Here is a 15,284-nt window from a genome sequence, read left to right on the forward strand (position 1 = left end):
GCCTTGAATCGACAAAAGTTGGCTATGATTATTCTTGGAACCTGCCGCGAAGCGGTTTAGTTCAACTGTATTTCGCCGCATCCGCGATCCATTCCCGTCCAGTCCTTCCGGCTGCATAAGACCATTGAGGCTCCGTTCGTCGGCAGTGAAAGCTCCTGCAGCAGAACGACTGAACTCGTCATGCCCGACCTGAGGCAGCAACTTAGACGGGTCCGAGAACCAGTTGTCCGCTGGGTGACAGGCAGTCCGCTGGGCTCGTCACTCCCCCGGGGCGTCGAGAACGTTTCGATCAGCTGCAGACAGGTGCCATGCCACCCCTGTGCCGAGAGTTTCTCGACACAGGGGCGCCGAACCAGCGCCGCGCTGCCCTCCTCCGCATCGCGCACATCCGGCAGCTCCTTGCGGTGGCGATCCATCAGGCGTGGGCCAGCAGACAACCCCATGCGACCCCGGCAAATCCGTGCTCTGTCTCCCCCAGCCCCATGGGTTGCCCCCGCTCCAGCAAGCGTTCCAGCTCTCGCAGCCGCTCCCCAGCCGCGAAGGCATGCCAGCGGCCGTTGCCGGGCAAGAGCCAGCGCACGTCCAGATCGAGCAGCCGCTCCACGGACCGCAGCTGCTCCTCCCAGTTCCACCAGCAGACCCGGTGGGGGCCACCACTCCCGGTGGATCCAGGCCCCACCAGAGGTGATCGCCGCTGAGACACACCTGCCTGGCGAACAGCACCACCAGCAGATCAGCATCGAGCGGCAGGGGCTCGCGTCCCTCGAAGGGATGCTCCGCCTCAGGAGCTGCGTCGGCATCGGCGCGGTGCCTGAGCAGATGGGGGCCCTACCGCCCAGGGCATCGATCCGGCGGGCCAGCGCCCCGCTCCAGCGGGGGGAGTCGATCAACACGTTGTCGGGGCGTCCGTCGGACCGCCTTCGGGTGATCAGCCAGCTGCTCGCCCCGAAGCTCCGGCGTAACGCCCAGCCGCAGGAGTGCACTGCCCCCTGCGGCTGGGCCCACCCGTGCGAGGTGCGGCCGGTGGGGGCGAAGTGGGCCGGATCGAACTGCCAGCAGGTGCCGCGGTCGATGCAGCGGGTATCCACGCAGAAGGGGACGCCCCCATGGGTGGCCAAACGCCATCACCGCTCGCCGGCGGCTCGTCATACTTTCAGCATGACCGTTTCCGGCTCCGGTTCCGCCCTGGGCGGCAACCCGATCACCACCCAGCTGGGCCAGCAGGGCCTGGGGCAGCAGCCCTGGTGGGTGGAGCAGTGGATGGAGCTGATCAACTCCTACCGCTACAAGAAGCGGCTCGAGCGCGCCTGGGCCTACGCCCGCTCCGGCAACGTGATCTCGATTCGCTTCGAGGGGCGCCGGGTCCATGCCCGGGTGCAGGGCACCGAGGCCGAGCCCTACAAGGTGAAGCTCTGGCTCGATGTGCTCAGCGATGAAGACTGGGGCTACGTGCTCGAGGCCCTCGGCCAGAAGGCCCGCTGGTCGGCCCAGCTGCTGGCCGGCCTGATGCCCCAGGACATCGAGCGCGCCTTCGCCGCCAGTGGCCGGCGCCTGTTTCCCTTCAAGCTGCAGGAGGTGCGCAGCGAATGCAGCTGCCCCGACAAGGCCAACCCCTGCAAGCACACCAGCGCCGTCTACTACCTGATGGGGGATCGCTTCAGCGAAGACCCCTTCGTGCTGTTCCAGCTGCGCGGCCGCTCCCGCGACCAGCTGCTGGCCGATCTGGCCGTGCAGCGGAGAAAGCAGCTGGCCGCCGCCGGGGGGGGCTCGCGCCCGGCCGCCCGCCACGTGCCGCACCCGGTGCACCCCGCCGTGAGCGACCCGGGCCGCTGGTGGAGCTACACCGCCGCCCTCGATCCGGATCTGGTGGTGATCACTCCGGCCATGGAGGGCGACACCGGGCTCGATGAGGCCGGTGAGCTGCCGCTGGCCGCCGAACCCCGCTTCCCGGAGGCCAACCGTCTCTTCCTGGAGCGCCTCCGTGACCAGGGCACCCGGATGGCCCAGCTGGCCATGGCCCAGGCGATGGGCCCCGGTGGTTGAGGCCACCACGCCTCCACTCGCCCCCCCCTGGCTCCAGCCCGGGCTGATCGAGCGGGCGGGGTGGCTGCTCGCGAGCCACCGGTCCGCCTACGGCAGGCCGCTGATCGTCGCCGCGGGGCCGCCGGCCCAGGAATTGTTCGTCGCTTCGGTGGTGGTGCTCGCCCATGACGGCGATGTCCACGACCCCCTGCTGACCTATGCCAACGCCGCGGCGCTGCGCCTCTGGCGCAGGTCCTGGGCCCAGATGGTGGGGATGCCCTCGCGGCTCACGGCCGAGCCGGCCGAGCGCCCCGAGCGGGCCCGGCTGCTGGCCAGCGCCTGGAGGCAGGAGGCGATCAGCGGCTACCACGGCATCCGCATCGACAGCTCCGGACGGCGTTTCGCCATCAGCGGGGCCCGCCTCTGGACCCTGCGCGACCCGGACGGCCATCCCCGCGGCCAGGCGGCCGCCTTTGCCCGCTGGTGGTGGCTGGCCTGATCGTTCGGTTCTCCGCTCCAGCGGTAGGGGAGACCGCCCGAGGCGTGAAGGCCGTACGGAAGGGATCGGTTTTCGCCAGCTTCGCTGGCACCAAAACGCGTCACATTGGCTGAGCGGGTGATCTGGATACCACCCGAATCATCCCAACCGTGGAGGACATCACCATGCTGACCCTGCGCCATTCCCCCTACGATCTGCTCGAGCGTCTGGAGCAACAGGTCCATCAGGCCGAGCGAGTGCCAGCCGCCGAAGTGCACGAAACCGACCAGGCCTACGTCGTGGTGCTGGAACTGCCCGGCGTCGACAAGGACTCGATCGAAGTGAAGGCCACCGACCGCTCCCTGCTGATCTCAGCCGAGCGGCGCTCCTTTGCCAGCAGCGGCCCCAGGGACGCCAACGACGAGGACGCCAAGGCGGACGGTCCCATCCACAGCGAGTTCCGCTACGGCACCTGGAGCCGCAGCTTCCGTTTTGGCGCCAGCCTGGAGCGGGAGGGCATCGAAGCCCGCTACCGCGATGGCCTGCTCACCGTCACGGCCCCCAAGGCCCAGACCCACAGCACCGTTGTGGTGAAAGTGGAAGGCTGAGTACAACGCGCCCGGCCGTGATCGAGACACGAGGACCCTTGCCCCGGCCATCAGGCCGGGGCTTTTTGTTGACTCACGCCGTGTCGTCGTGGGCGAAGCGGCTGTAGAGGAACTCCAGCGCCTGGTTGCGCATGCCGTAGTAGATCGGGTCCTCCATGATCTCCTCGCGGTTGCGCGGCCGCGGGAAGTTGATCTCCACGATCTCGCCGATCCTGGCGGCCGGTCCGTTGGTCATCATCACCAGGCGATCGGCGAGAAACAATGCCTCGTCGATGTCGTGGGTGATCATCAACACCGTGCACTTCTGGGTGTTCCAGATCGTCAGCAGCTCCTCCTGCAATTCCTCCTTGGTGATGGCATCAAGAGCTCCGAAGGGTTCATCGAGGATCAGCACCTCCGGCCGGATCGCCAGGGCCCGGGCGATCGCCACCCGCTGTTTCATGCCGCCGGAGAGCTGGTTGATCTTCTTCTCCGCCGCCTCGGTGAGCCCCACCATGGCCAGGTGCTCGCGGGTGATTTCTTTCTTCTCCAGGGTGGGCAGGTTGGGCTTCACCGAATCGATGGCCAGATACACGTTCTCGTAGGCGCTGAACCAGGGCAGCAGCGCATAGCCCTGGAACACCACCATCCGGTCGGGGCCGGGCTTGGTGATCGTGTGGCCGTGGAGAACCACCCGGCCCTCACTGGGGGTCGAAAAGCCCGACACCATGTTCAGCAGGGTGGATTTGCCGCAACCGGAGTGGCCGATCACGCAGAGGAATTCCCCCTGGTTCACGTCCAGATCGATGCCCTCCAGCACGGGATAGGGACCCGTGGGGGTGGGGTACACCTTGCTGACGTTCTCGAAGCGCAGGAAGGCCTCGCCCGGCGGGATCGCCAGGTCTGCGGCCGGGGGCTGAAGCATCGTGGCCATCGGGAATCTCGCTGAGGGAGGTGGGCTTGGGAACAGGAACTGGGCTGAGGAAGCTTGTGACAGGGCGGAGCGTGGCGCTCCCGGCCATCAGGCGCGCCGGGGTGGAGCCAGGGGGATTTCAGCGATGCTGAAATCACGCTTGATCGTCTGGCTGTTGAGGTAGCCGATCGGGTCGTCGGCGTTGAACACCTGGCCATCGAAAAGCGCAATGCCCTGGCGCTGGTAGCTGATCGCCTCAAGGCCGAGCTCCCGGGCGGCGGTGCTGAACACCCCCACCTGACAGACCCGCTCGAGGATCTCCACCCAGTTGCGCGGCAGGGGAATCTCCGCCCAACGGGCCATCTGGGTGAGCATCCAGAGGTGTTCGGTGCGGCTGGGCCGGTTCAGCCCCTCCCCGAAGAACAGGTGATGCGGCACCGCTGCTTCGCTCTCCGGCCCGCCCCGGTCCCCATCGGCGCTGGCCTCGCTGAAGCGGATCAGCTCCGGCTGGATGCCCAGGTAACGGCGGTCGCTGAGCAGCTCGCTGAGCTCAGCCCAGTGGGCCGGATCGGCGCAATAGCGGCAGGCCTCCAGCAACGCCTTGGTGAGGGCGATGTGGGTGTTGGGGTAGGCCACGGCCCAGTCTTCCCGCAGGCCCAGCACCTTGGCGGGGTGGCCCGGCCAGATCGCCAGATCGCCCGCCACAGCGATGCCGTGGCCATCCCGGATGGCCCGGTCGAGCCAGGGGGCGCCCACGCAATAGCCGTCGATGCTGCCGTCCTTGAGGTCGGCCAGCATCTGGGCCGGTGGCAGGGCCTGCAGGTGCACGTCGTGGTCGGGATCGATGCCGTTGGCCGCCAGCCAGTAACGCAGCAGCAGGTTGTGCATCGAGGCCTCATGCACGATCCCCATGGTGTGGGGCTCCCGCCCGTGGCTCTTCAGATAGGCGTGGTAGTCCTCCACCGTGCGCACCCCCTGCTCCGCCAGGCGGCGGCCCAGGGTGATGCCATTGCCGTTGCGGCTGAGGGTGAGCGGCGTCACGATCGGCAACGGCGTGCCGCCGTGGCCGCCGGCCGTCATCCAGGTGGGCATCCCCGCCGGCATCAGCGAGGCATCGAGGGTGCCATCCACCAGCCCGTCGACAATGCCGCGCCAGCTGGTTTCCCGGATCAGGCTCACCTCGTCGAGACCGTGTTTGGCAAAGAGCCCGTGGGCTTCCGCCACGGCCAGGGGGGCACTGGCGGCCAGGGGCAGAAAACCCAGATCCAGGTTCACTTTCTCAAGGCCATGGCTGGCCACCACCTGGTGGGGCCTGGAGCGCCACTGCTTCACCCGCTTCTGGCGGTTGAGGAAATAAATGATCTCCGAGCGCAGGCTGTAGTAGCTGGGGTGGTGCACCACCTCCAGGCGGGCCCGGGGGCGGGGGATGTCCACCTCGAGAATGCCGCCGATCCCCGAGCCGGGGCCGTTGGTGAGCATCACGATCCGATCCGAGAGCAGCACCGCCTCGTCCACGTCGTGGGTCACCATCACCGCGGTGAGCTCATGCTCATTGCAGATCTGCATCAACTTCTCCTGCAGATTTCCCCGGGTGAGCGCATCGAGCGCCCCGAAGGGTTCATCCAGCAGCAGCAACTTGGGGCGAATGGCCAGGGCCCTGGCGATGGCCACCCGCTGGCGCATGCCGCCGGAGAGCTGCAGGGGCAGCTTGGTGGCCGCCGGGCCGAGCCCCACCATGTCGATGTGTTCCTGCACCAGGGCATCCCGCTCGCGGCGAGCGATCTTGCCCATCACTTCATCCACCGCCAGGGCGATGTTCTCGCGCACAGAGAGCCAGGGCAGCAGGGAATAGTTCTGAAACACCACCATCTTGTCGGGGCCGGGGCGCTGGATGGCTTCGCCATCCAGCAGCACCGTGCCTTCGCTGGGCAGATCGAGCCCGGCGATCATGTTCAGCAGGGTGGACTTGCCACAACCGGAGTGACCGATCAGGGAGATGAACTCCCCCCTGCGGATCTCCAGATCGATGCCCTTCAGGGCCAGATAGTGGCCACCGCCGCGCAGGGCAAAGCGTTTCTCGATGGCGCGGACATCAACCAGTGCGGTCATCGTGGGGAACTCGAAAGGGAGTGAGCGTGGGCTGGAGCGTGGGCGGGAAGCCGGTCAAGCGTGGAGAAAGCCAATCGAGGAAACGATCAATCGCCGAGAAAGCGAGTCGAGACGTCGGCCGTTACACCCTCACTGGCCGGGGGTGAGGCGGCTCTGCAGCCAGGCCATGGCTCGGTCGAGCAGCAGACCTACCGCGCCGATCCAGATCACGGCCAGCACGATGTCGCTGACGTAGTTCTGCTGGTAGGAATCCCAGATGAAGAAACCGATGCCGACGATGCCGGACATGACGATCTCGGCGGCGATGATCGCCAACCAGGCCAGGCCGATCGAGATGCGCAGACCCGTGAAGATGTAAGGAAGGGCGGAGGGAAGCAGCACCTTGGTGAAGAACCGTCCCTTCGACATCTGCAGCACCAGGGCCACGTTGCGGTAGTCCTGGGGGATCTGGCGCACCCCTTCGGCGGTGTTGATCAGGATCGGCCAGATGGCGGTGATGAAGATCACGAAGATCGCCGCCGGCTGGTTCTTCTGAAACACCACCAGGGCGATCGGCACCCAGGCCAGGGGCGCCACCATGCGCAGGAACTGGAAGAGTGGATCGAAGGCCCGGTTCAGCGCCGAACTGAGGCCCACGGTGATCCCTGCGGCGATCCCCACGGCGGCGGCCAGCAGATAGCCCTGGGCGACCCGGGTCAGGCTCGCCAGTGTCTGCCAGAACAGGCCCTTGTCGAGGCCACCGCGGTCGTAGAAGGGATACATCAGCAGTTCCCGGGTGCGCTCATTGGTCCAGAGGCTCAACGGGCCCGGTAGGCGGGTGAGGTTGAGGCTGGCGCTGAGTTGCCAGACCACCAGAAACCCACCGATCCCCAGCAGGGGATAGAGCCAGGTGCTGCGGTTGAGCATCAGCCAACGGATGGGATTCCTGCTGGATCCGGAATGGGGCTGAGGAATGGAAACCATGGAACGCTCGCCCCGGTGAGGACGACAGGAAAGGAAGGATGCAGCCGGGGAATTCCCCGGCTGGTGGAGCAAAACTCCGGCACCGCAAGCAGCACCGGAGGCGATGGCCGGCGCTCAGCGCTTGATCTTCAGGCTGTCGAGGTAGGCCTGGGGGTTCTCCGGATCGAAGACGATGCCGTCGAAGAAGGTCTCCTTGCCACGCGAGGAGCCGGTGGGGATGTCAGCGGCGGGAACACCCAGCTCGGTGGCTGCCTGCCTCCAGAGATCCTCCCGCACCACCCTGTCCACGATGGCCTGGGCCTGCTCGATCGTGTCGAGCTGGCCGGGGTGGAACTTCCAGCGGATCGATTCCACCAGGAACCAGAGGTTGAGGCTCTTGTAGGGGTAGGAAATCACGCCGCGATCACTGGCCCAGTACAGGGGGCCGAGCTTGGGATCATTGGAGGGCTTCAGATCGGCCCCCAGCTTGTACTCAGCCTTGAGGGCCGGTTCCAGCACCGACACCGGCGTGTTGAAGTAGGCGCGGGAGCTGAGCATCTGGGCCAGGGCCATCTTGTTCTCCGGCTTGTCGGCCCACTGCTGGGCTTCGATCAGCCCCTTGAGCAGGGCCTGGGTGGCCTTGGGGTGCTTGTCGACCCAGTCGGCCCTCACCCCCAGGAACTCCTCCGGGTGCACCGGCCAGATCTCGGCGGTGAGGGCGGCCATGTAGCCGATGTTGTCGGCCACGATCCGGAACGGCCAGGGATCCCCCGTGCTGAAGGCCTCCATCGTGCCGTTGCGCATCCCCTGCAATGTCTCGGTGGAGGGCACGGTCAGCAGCTCAATGTCCTGGTCGGGGTCGATGCCGCCGGCGCCGAGCCAGTAGCGGATCCAAAGGTCCTGGTTGGCATTGGGGAAAGTGTGGGCGGCCCGGAACTTGCGGCCTTCGGTCTTGGGGAAGCCGAGGATAGTGGGGGCTGCGGGGGTGAGATTGACCCGCAGATTGGCATCCTTGAGGGAGTTGGACACGGCGATGCCATTGCCCTGGCTGCTGAGCTGCGCCAGCACATACATCGGCACCTTGTTGCCGTTGGTGATGATGCCCTCGCTGATCAGATGGGGCATCGGCAGTTGCCACTGGCCGCCGTCGATGCCGCCGCCGGCGGAGCCGATCACCACGTTGTCGCGGGCGGCGGGCCAGCTGGCCTGCTTGGCCAGCTTCACCTCGAGGCCATGCTTGGCGAAGAAACCGTTCTCCACCCCGGCCACCAGGGCGGCGGCCTCCAGGATCGGCACATACCCGATCGTGATCGACTTGGTTTCGAGATTGGCATCGGCCACCGGAGCCGAGGCTGGGCCCCCATCGGCCCCTCCTCCCTTGTCGGGTGGATTCCCGCAGGACTGGAGCACCAGCGTGCTGGCCAGGGCGGCGCTGAACAGGGAAAGAAACTGACGACGATTCGACATGATTGTGGTGGCAGGAGAACGAGATAGACGACAACTTGTGTCGTCTATATGGTGAGAAACTGCTGTGAAGCGGGCGATGAGACTCGATCTACAAATGAGAACTGCGAACGCCCAATCAAGGTGCCTTAGGGTTGGGGCATGGGTTACCGTTGCGGCGGCTGAGAGACCTTAATGCCGATTGGATTGGCCGAATGGGTCCATTGCGAAGGATCGCGTATACCTGCCATAAGCCCGGACAATCGATCGCAGATTCTTCAGCGCCGAATTCAGAAATGGGCCGCCAAAGCTAGGCTCTGGACCTTCTGACTTCCCCGCCGGGCTTGGTTTGTCCGTTCCCCTCAGCCATCCCTACGCCGGATGCTCCGCCGCCCTCGCCACCATGCACGGCAAGGAGCGCGCCCTCTCCCGACCCTTTCGGGTGGCCCTGGGAGTGGACCTGCGGATTCCGCCGGGCCTCGACACCGATGCGTTCGGCAGCTTCTGTGGCACCGTTCCCCGGGAGGGCAGCGCCGAAGAGGCCTGCCGGCGCAAGGCTGAACTGGGCATGGACCAAACCGGCCTCCCCCTGGGGCTGGCCAGCGAGGGAAGTTTCGGGCCCCATCCGCAGTTGCCCTGTCTGGCCGTCGGGCAGGAGCTGATCACCCTGGTGGATCGGAGCCGGAATCTGGTGATCACGGAGCGGCTGATCGCACGCCGCACCAACTTCGACCAGCGTCCCACCGCCAGTCTCGAGGCCCTCGCCGACTGGCCCCAGCGAGTGAACTTTCCGTCCCATGCCCTGACCGTTCGTCCCCAGCGGGGCGAAGTGGGCGTAGCGGTGGCCAAGGGGCTGCACGGCCGCCAGCACCTGGCGGCGGCGATCGCGGCGGCCGCCGCCGCCTCCGCCGACGGCCTCGCCCTGGTCGAAACCGACATGCGGGCCGACCGGAATCCCACCCGGATGGCCTCGATCCGGGCCCTGGCCTTCAAGCTGGTGCGCCGGATCGGGACCCCCTGCCCATCCTGCTCCGCCCCGGGCTGGGGACGGGTGGAGCTGCTGCCGGGTCTGCCCTGCCGTTGGTGCGGCACACCGACGGCGCTGGTGCACCGCGAGCGCTGGGGCTGCGTCGGTTGCTCCGCCAGCGAGGAGCGTCCCCGCGCCGACGGACGGACCGGGGCCGATCCCCAGTACTGCCCGTTCTGCAATCCCTGATCGGCTGTCCGCTGCCTCAGCGGCTCAGGCTCAGAAGGAACAGCACCACGAAGCCGCCCAGGAGCACCAGGCCCACCCGGGCAATGGCCCCCAGGGGTGGCCCCAGCCGCCCATCCGGGGGCACCTGGCGGCCCTGGATCACCTGCAGATTCATCCAGCCCAGCAGCGGTGTGGTCACGAACGCCACCACCATGGCCAGCTGCACCAGGGCGCCCATCGAGCTGGCGGAGAGGACCAGGATCAAGGCGGCGGCCAGGCCATGCAGGCCGATCCACAGGCCGTGCTCGGTGCTGTTCTGAACGTCGCGGCCCCGGAACCCCCGCAGCAACCGCAGGCCGGCCGAGAGCGAACGGGGATAGCCATCCAGGCAGGTGAGGGTGGTGCTGAACATGGCGGTGAAGGCCGCCAGGGCGATCAGGGGGTAGGCCCAGCTGCCGAGGCTGGCCGTGTAGAGATCGATCAGCTGCCGGGCGAAGACGGCACCGGCCGGCGAGAAGCTGCGGCCGGTGCCGTGCATCACCCAGGCCCCCAGCAGGAGGAAGAGCACCGCCGTCACCACGGTGGCGCCGTAGCCGATGTTGAAGTCGGCCTCGAGCTCGGCCCGGCTGCCGCGGTGGCCGGAATCCTCGCGGCGGGCGAAGATCCACAGCGATGACCAGGCCGCCAGATCGAGCGGGCAGGGCATCCAGCCCATCAGGGCGATCAGGAACGGCAGGGCCGGCAGGGTCCAGGGGCTGGGGCTGAACATGGCACCGATCGGCTCCCCGGACACCGGCCCCCTGAGCAGGGCGGCCAGGGTGGCCACGGAGGTGCTCACCACCAGGATCGCCACCACCCCCTTGCTGAACCGATCCAGGCTCCGGTAGTGCCCCCAGAGCAACAGCACCAGGCAGAAGGCCAGCAGCAGCACGGCCAGGCTGGTGGGCGGCAGCCACGCCCCGATCGGAGCGGGCAGGAGATTGGTGGCCAGGCTGCCGCAGACGGCCGCCACCGCCGCGATGTTGGCCACACCGGTGGCGGCGGTGATCAGCAGGAACAGGGGCAGATACCAGCGCTCCTGGCGCTGATACCCCTCGAGCAGGCTGAGGCCGGTGGCGGCGGTGAAGCGGGTGCCCACCAGCAGAAAGGGGTACTTGATCAGGTTGATCAGCAGCACCAGCCCCACCAGTCCCAGGCCGTAGCGCGCCCCCGCCTGGGTGGAGGCCACCAGGTGGGACCCCCCGATCGCGGCACCGGCCAGCAGGACGCCGGGTCCGAGGCTCTGGCGCAGCCCGGCCAGGCTGAGGCGGGTGGAAACGGCGTTGGAACTCATGGCGGCCGAGGGCAGCCAACAGTTTGATCAATCGCAGGGAAGCCGCATCTGAACTCCAGCCCCAGGCTGGGCCATCCGCGGAGCCCGGACGTCGTTGGCGGCTTCCTGCGCCCGCGACAGCCGGCCCGGGGGGGTGGTGGAGGACATCGCTCGGCGACAGAGAGAAAAAGCCCGGCCATGCAACGGGTACACAGCCGGGAGCAGATGGGATCAGGACGGGTTGATGTCAGATCAGATTGGGTCAGAACTTATGTGCCCGCAATGCCTCCACGGTGGAAATGTAAGTGATGCATGAATAGTTGTCAAAATACTTGGCCACCACCTTGTTTTGAATGGCATCTGCCAATTCGCGGCTGGAGGTTAAAACTTCAAATTTGATGTTGGAGAAGGCATGGGACACACTGGGCTCTCCGGTGGAGCGAACATTGCGGCTGCCTTCGCCGGCCGCCGCTAAAACAGTGTATCCGGAAGCACCGGCTTCTTTGATGATCTTGGCGATCTTCTTCAGCAGAATTTCTTCTGTGATGATCACCAATTTGCAGACTGGCTGGCTCATGGAAATGACCTCTGTTTGGACGTGTGTTCAACAATGGTATCAAGAACCCTATTTGCCCAGCATGACCTCGGCGAGCCCCATGAACAGCGGGATGCCGATGGCGATCGCCACCGGCGTTCCGATGGCGGTGGAGGCACCGATGTAGGCGGAAGGATTGGCGGTAGGAATGCCGGCTCGAAGGGTTGGCGGGCCGGAGATGTCAGAACTGGAAGCGGCGATCACAGCCAGCACCACAGCACCACCGATGCTGAACCCGGTGAGCTTGTGAATGATCAGGCCAATCCCGAAAGCGATAAATCCATGCAGCAGGGGTGCGATAAAGGCGTAGATCGCAAACCACTGGGCCACTTTCCGCAGCTCATTCATGCGCTGGGCGGCCTCCATCCCCATGATGATCATCAGGATGGAGAGAAAACCACGGAACAGCGGATCGAAAAAGCCTTCGTAAACAGATTCTGGTTTCGTGGCAATGCCAAGGAGAATACCCAGCAGCAACGCGGTGACAGCCGAGCTCTGCAGGCTTTCCTTGACAATTGGCCAGATTTCAAGTTTTTCGGAAGTGTCTCCACTGGTCTTACTTGTGTAAACGCTGGCTACCACGATCGCCGTCACCAGCGCCGGGATGTCCATAAAGGGGTACAGAGCAGCTGCCCACGCCTCATATTTGATGCCCGCGTTCTCCAGCTGGGGCAGTACAGCCGCCAGGGTGGAACCACTCACGGCACCGAACAGGCCACCCGTTGCAACGGCATCAACGAGCTTGATCCCCGGCATTCGTGCCAGCGTGTATCGACTGATCAATACGATCAGGACGCCGATGAACATGGCCGCCAAGGCGGGGAGAATGATCTCGGACAGGTTGGAATTGCGAATGGCAATGCCTCCGCTCAACCCGATCTTCAACAGCAAGAAGAACGTGATGAACCTGTAGATCGCATCCGGAATCGCCAGTTGGCTGCCGAACGAGGCGACAACGATGCCGCCGATCAAGAAGCCAAGTGTTGGAGACTGAAGCTGCTTGATGAATAGCTCAAGAAAGTCGGACAATTCAAATCCTCTTGTTGTGTTAGAAATTTAAATCGCTGAAGGATCAAGATTCACTGGACGATTGAAGACAAGGTTGTGGCCAGATCGATGGATTTCCGTGCTTGTCATTGGTCGTCCAGCGCGAGGGTGGATGCCAGGGCTGATGTCATCACCACAATCCGGCATGAAACCACGTGCCGTGACTGTGCGGCCTGGAGGAGGCTCAAGGCTGCGAATAGGTCAACCAATGTCACTGATCGTGTCGGACTCTCTGCCGTGGCGGCCGGTGGGGCTGTTTGGTGTGGCCCCCGGGCCCTGGGGCAGGAGAATCCTCAAGCGTGAGGAGTCGCGCTTGATTCAAGCGAACGAGTGTGACGAGCTTCCCGCCAATCCAAAGACGTTTGCTGGGGACTGGGGGTGCCTGGCGAATCTGCTGAGAACGGGGAAAGAAGGTCAGATCGTGATTTCTCTCCAGTCAAGTGTCATCGGTTTTAAGAGGAAAGGAAAGGAAAGGAGATAGATGCTTGGCCAGCCAATGAAAATGCGGGCAGATTGCAAAGGAATCTCAAGTATGGATGGCAGCGTGAAGGCCAAATCCACAGAGTGATCAAGAGCTCTCAGCAGGGAGACATGGTTGGCAGGCATAAAGGATGGCCGACCTTAATTGCATTGCGCTGGTGTTGGGTGCCGCTTCAGCAAAGAGTCGTAAATCCAACCGATAAGCACGGATTATCTGATGGCTCGGCGGTAGGGGCCGTGAACTGGACGCTGCCGCAGCTCCGCCAACTCCCTCTGGCTGGCCTGGAGAGTTGCCGTGGGGCCAAGGCGCTCCTATGGCTGCCATCAGATGGCCGAATCGGCTCAGCCCGGCCCGGGGGGCCCGGCGGCCAAGGAAGATCCCCTGGCGTTTCTAGAGTTGAGCCCTTCGCAGCCACCGTCGATGTCAGTCGCCACCACGGCCCCGCCCCGCCTCTCCCTGCAGTGCGAGGCGATCGGAGCCGACACCACCACGATCCGCTCCCTCGACTGGGACCGCAGCCGCTTCGACATCGAGTTCGGCCTGCGCAACGGCACCACCTACAACGCCTTTCTGGTGCGGGGCGAGCGCACCGCCCTGATCGACACCAGCCACCTCAAGTTCGCTGACACCTGGCTGCCCCTGCTGGAGCAGCAGATCGATCCGGCGGCCATCGATCACCTGATCGTGTCCCACACCGAACCCGACCACTCCGGCCTGATCGGGGCCGTACTCGAGCGCAATCCGGAGATCGAGATCGTCGGCTCGAAGGTGGCGATCGCCTACCTGGCCGACCAGCTGCACCGGCCGTTCCGGAGCCGGGCGGTGAAGAGCGGCGACGAGCTCGATCTCGGCACCAACCCCGGGAGCGGCGTGCAGCATCGCTTCGAGTTCCTCAGCGCCCCGAACCTGCACTGGCCCGACACGATCTTCTCCTTCGATCACGGCAGCGGCATCCTGTTCACCTGTGATGCCTTCGGCCTCCATTACTGCGGCAATGACGTCTTCGACGTCGATCCCGGCGCCATCGCCCCGGATTTCCGCTTCTATTACGACTGCCTGATGGGGCCCAACGCCCGCAGCGTGCTGCAGGCCCTCAAGCGGATGGAGGCCCTGCCGCCGATCGGCATGATCGCCACCGGCCATGGACCCCTGCTGCGGGAGCACCTCAACCTCTGGATCGGCGACTACCGCGACTGGAGCAGCCAGCGCAGCGCCGGCGACACCTACGCCGCCGTCTGCTACGTGAGCCAGTACGGCTTCTGTGACCGTCTCAGCCAGGCGATCGCCCGCGGCATCGGCAAGGCCGAGGCCCAGGTGCAGCTGGTCGACCTGCGCGCCACCGACGCCCAGGAACTCACGGCCCTGATCGGCGAGGCCAGCGCCGTGGTGGTGCCCACCTGGCCGGCCAGCCCCGATGCCGAGCTGCAGCGCTCGATCGGCACCCTGCTGGCCGCCCTCAAGCCGAAGCAGTGGGTGGCGGTCTACGACGCCTACGGCGGCAACGACCAGCCGATCGACAGCGTCGCCACCCAGCTGCGCAGCCTGGGCCAGAAGGAGGCCTTCGCCCCCCTGCGCGTGCGTCAGGTGCCCGACGGCAACGATTACCAGCGCTGTGAGGAGGCCGGCACCGACCTGGGCCAGCTGCTCGGCCGGGCCCGCACGATCGCGGCGATGAAATCCCTCGACGCCGATCTGGACAAGGCGCTCGGTCGCCTCAGCGGCGGCCTCTACATCGTCACCGCCCGCCAGGAGGAGCGCAGCAGCGCCATGGTGGCCAGCTGGGTCAGCCAGGCCAGCTTCGATCCGCCCGGCCTCTCGATCGCCGTGGCCAAGGACCGGGCGATCGAAGCCCTGATGCAGGTGGGGGACCGCTTCGTGCTCAACATCCTCCGGGAGGACAACCACCAGGAGCTGCTGCGGCACTTCCTGAAGCGCTTCCCCCCCGGCGCCGATCGCTTCGCCGGCGTGAGCACCCTCGATGGGGTGGCCGTCGGCGGGCCCGTGCTGGGGGATGCCCTGGCCTACCTGGGCTGCCGTGTGGTCCAGCGCATGGAGGGCCCCGACCACTGGATCATCTACGCCGAAGTGGAGCAGGGCACCGTGGCCGACAGTGAGGCCACCACCGCCGTGCATCACCGCAAGGTGGGCAACCACTATTGA

Annotated in this window: 14 protein-coding genes; 5 read left to right on the forward strand and 9 right to left on the reverse strand. The window is 65.7% G+C overall.

Translation table 11 applies throughout. From position 1 onward, the window contains the following. Both ACWJI7_RS02760 and ACWJI7_RS02765 read right to left on the reverse strand, forming a co-directional pair. On the reverse strand, positions 1 to 201 hold a 201-nt coding region (locus ACWJI7_RS02760), incomplete at its 3' end, for a hypothetical protein (RefSeq protein ID WP_479935161.1). A gap of 214 nt (positions 202 to 415) precedes the next feature. After that, a complete protein-coding gene (locus ACWJI7_RS02765) occupies positions 416 to 679 on the reverse strand; it encodes a hypothetical protein (RefSeq protein WP_479935162.1) in 264 nt (87 codons plus the stop codon). 479 nt (positions 680 to 1,158) lie between these two features. Between ACWJI7_RS02765 and ACWJI7_RS02770 the strand changes: the two genes are divergently transcribed. From ACWJI7_RS02770 to ACWJI7_RS02780, 3 genes are all read left to right on the forward strand, one after another. Beyond that, positions 1,159 to 2,043, forward strand: a complete 885-nt coding sequence (locus ACWJI7_RS02770; RefSeq protein ID WP_479935164.1) for an SWIM zinc finger family protein — start codon at positions 1,159 to 1,161, stop codon at positions 2,041 to 2,043. Next, entirely contained in the window at positions 2,036 to 2,521 is a 486-nt protein-coding gene (locus ACWJI7_RS02775) for an MEKHLA domain-containing protein (protein ID WP_479935165.1), read from the forward strand. Before ACWJI7_RS02770 ends, ACWJI7_RS02775 begins: the two co-directional genes overlap by 8 nt. A gap of 164 nt (positions 2,522 to 2,685) precedes the next feature. Next, positions 2,686 to 3,108, forward strand: coding sequence for an Hsp20/alpha crystallin family protein (locus tag ACWJI7_RS02780; RefSeq protein ID WP_479935613.1), 423 nt, complete (start codon positions 2,686 to 2,688; stop codon positions 3,106 to 3,108). Positions 3,109 to 3,181: 73 nt separating this feature from the next. Here the strand turns inward: ACWJI7_RS02780 and ACWJI7_RS02785 are convergent, their stop codons facing one another. From ACWJI7_RS02785 to ACWJI7_RS02800, 4 genes are all read right to left on the reverse strand, one after another. Continuing rightward, on the reverse strand, positions 3,182 to 4,021 hold the full coding sequence (locus ACWJI7_RS02785) for a nitrate ABC transporter ATP-binding protein (RefSeq protein WP_479935167.1): 840 nt from the start codon (positions 4,019 to 4,021) through the stop codon (positions 3,182 to 3,184). A gap of 87 nt (positions 4,022 to 4,108) precedes the next feature. Continuing rightward, a complete protein-coding gene (locus ACWJI7_RS02790; protein WP_479935169.1) occupies positions 4,109 to 6,109 on the reverse strand; it encodes an ABC transporter ATP-binding/substrate-binding protein in 2,001 nt (666 codons plus the stop codon). Between the two features lie 129 nt (positions 6,110 to 6,238). Continuing rightward, entirely contained in the window at positions 6,239 to 7,015 is a 777-nt protein-coding gene (ntrB, locus tag ACWJI7_RS02795; protein WP_479935614.1) for a nitrate ABC transporter permease, read from the reverse strand. 171 nt (positions 7,016 to 7,186) lie between these two features. Next, positions 7,187 to 8,518 (reverse strand): CmpA/NrtA family ABC transporter substrate-binding protein, encoded by a 1,332-nt coding sequence (locus ACWJI7_RS02800; RefSeq protein WP_479935171.1) that lies wholly within the window; start codon positions 8,516 to 8,518, stop codon positions 7,187 to 7,189. Between the two features lie 325 nt (positions 8,519 to 8,843). On the opposite strand from ACWJI7_RS02800, the gene ACWJI7_RS02805 reads away from it, so the two are divergent. Further along, positions 8,844 to 9,710, forward strand: coding sequence for a DUF6671 family protein (locus ACWJI7_RS02805; RefSeq protein ID WP_479935173.1), 867 nt, complete (start codon positions 8,844 to 8,846; stop codon positions 9,708 to 9,710). Positions 9,711 to 9,726: 16 nt separating this feature from the next. On the opposite strand, the gene ACWJI7_RS02810 is transcribed toward ACWJI7_RS02805, so the two are convergent. The 3 genes from ACWJI7_RS02810 to ACWJI7_RS02820 all read right to left on the reverse strand — a co-directional run bounded on the left by ACWJI7_RS02810 (position 9,727) and on the right by ACWJI7_RS02820 (position 12,625). Continuing rightward, positions 9,727 to 11,022 (reverse strand): NRAMP family divalent metal transporter, encoded by a 1,296-nt coding sequence (locus tag ACWJI7_RS02810; protein ID WP_479935175.1) that lies wholly within the window; start codon positions 11,020 to 11,022, stop codon positions 9,727 to 9,729. Positions 11,023 to 11,263: 241 nt separating this feature from the next. Then, positions 11,264 to 11,578 (reverse strand): P-II family nitrogen regulator, encoded by a 315-nt coding sequence (locus ACWJI7_RS02815; RefSeq protein WP_479935177.1) that lies wholly within the window; start codon positions 11,576 to 11,578, stop codon positions 11,264 to 11,266. Between the two features lie 48 nt (positions 11,579 to 11,626). Further along, a complete protein-coding gene (locus ACWJI7_RS02820; protein WP_479935179.1) occupies positions 11,627 to 12,625 on the reverse strand; it encodes a sodium-dependent bicarbonate transport family permease in 999 nt (332 codons plus the stop codon). 919 nt (positions 12,626 to 13,544) lie between these two features. Here ACWJI7_RS02820 and ACWJI7_RS02825 point away from each other — a divergent pair. After that, positions 13,545 to 15,284: a diflavin flavoprotein gene (locus ACWJI7_RS02825; RefSeq protein ID WP_479935180.1), complete on the forward strand. Its 1,740-nt coding sequence runs from the start codon at positions 13,545 to 13,547 to the stop codon at positions 15,282 to 15,284.

This window comes from Cryptocyanus atlanticus LEGE 06306, assembly GCF_056633155.1.